Origin of the sequence: Asaia sp. SF2.1, from assembly GCF_000505765.1 — a bacterium.
GTDB lineage: Bacteria > Pseudomonadota > Alphaproteobacteria > Acetobacterales > Acetobacteraceae > Asaia > Asaia bogorensis.
Window position 1 is genome coordinate 137,692 of record NZ_AYXS01000051.1, and the last position, 1,636, is coordinate 139,327.

The 1,636-nt window shown below is 55.9% G+C and carries 2 protein-coding genes; both read left to right on the forward strand.

What is annotated here, in order from left to right; genetic code table 11:
• Window positions 1–568: flagellar M-ring protein FliF C-terminal domain-containing protein (locus P792_RS39505; protein WP_035440995.1), on the forward strand; the 568-nt coding region annotated here is incomplete at its 5' end.
• Entirely contained in the window at window positions 565–1,614 is a 1,050-nt protein-coding gene (locus P792_RS35580) for a flagellar motor switch protein FliG (RefSeq protein WP_235075555.1), read from the forward strand. The genes P792_RS39505 and P792_RS35580, both read left to right, overlap by 4 nt.
• Window positions 1,615–1,636: the final 22 nt, after the last annotated feature.

Sequence of the window (1,636 nt, forward strand, 5' to 3'; positions counted from 1 at the left end):
CGGAACAGAAGTGTGGAAGCCTCTCGATGCAGCCACAATCGACCGCATCACCACACTTGTGAAAACCTCAGTCGGTTATGACAAGGCCCGTGGAGATCAGGTCGAGGTCGTATCAATGCGATTTATGCCGGATGGAGGTGTCGAACCCCTCCCGGCTGCGCCCGGCTTCTTCTCGCGCGCTAACCTGATATATCTGGCAGAATGGATTATACCGATCCTCCTCGCTCTGGGTGCAGGGTTCTTCGCGCTCCGGCCACTCCTCCGCCGCAAAACGACGACACACCCTGCCCTGTCGCGATCTGGCCCCACCCATCTGGAAGCGCTTGGTGGCTCCGGTTCCTATAGGGAGGGAGAGCCCAATCACGCGGCTCTCGGACAAGGTTCGTCTAACAGCCTGGCTCTTCGCACTGATACCGATACCGTGTCGATAGATGGAATTGAGGGGAGAGCGCGTGCAGGAACGATTTCGAAGGTCGCTGACCGTATCGATCAAAACCCTGAAAGCAGCCTGAGCATTATCCGAAACTGGCTCGAGGCACCCGAGCCACGTCCGGGAGCTTCATCATGAATAACGCCAGCCCCCCCGATATGCCTCCCGCAGCTCCCATAGCGCCGGAATTTTCACTCTCCGGCAAACAGAAGGCAGCAATTCTTTTCATGGCAATCGGTCGTGACCGAAGCGCCGCACTTATGCAGTCCCTGCACGAGGATGAAATACGTGACATCTCGATCGCCATGGCGGGACTGGGCGTCGTCAAGGCCGCCATGGTCGAATCAGTGTGTCGGGAGTTCGTCGAGAATTTCGAATTGGCCGATGGTCTCGTCGGGACTTTTGAGACAACCGAAGCTTTCCTGCGCCGCTCACTCAGTGCCGAGCAGGTCGAAAAGATCATGGACGAGATCCGTGGTCCCGCTGGCCGCAATATGTGGGACAAACTGGCAAATGTGCAGGAGTCAATTCTCGCCAACTACCTGAAGAGCGAGTATCCGCAAACGGCTGCGGTTATCGTGAGTCGTTTGCAGCCCGCGCATGCAGCACGTGTCCTCGCCTTGCTGCCTGAGGATTATGCGACAGATGTGATGATGCGTATCCTGCATATGGAAACGGTGCAGCGCGAAGTGATTGAGAGTGTCGAGGCGACCCTGCGATCCGAATTCATCTCATCCCTCGGACGGTCATCCAAGCGGGACAGTTATGAACTCCTCGCCGAGGTATTCAATAATTTCGATCGCAAGACGGAGGGGCGCCTTACAGAGCTCATGGATCGTCAGAGCCATGAGGATATGGAGAAGGTCAAATCGTTGATGTTCACCTTTGAGGACATCGCGCGTCTCTCACAGGAATCCCTCATGCGAGTTGTGACCGAGGTGGATCGGGATCGCCTCCCGGTTGCCCTGAAGGGAGCGACGGACAGCGAACGCAAACTCTTCCTTCAGTGCATGTCAAAACGGGCAGGCAATATCCTCCTGGAAGAAATTGCATCGCTAGGCCCCGTACGTGTCAAGGACGTGGAAGCTGCACAGGCAGAAATCGTAACGACCATCAAGAATCTCATGAACGCGGGGGAAATCGATATAAGCGATAACTCCGCAAGCGACGAATTCATCTCCTGATGCGAGACTTCGTTCCTTTTTC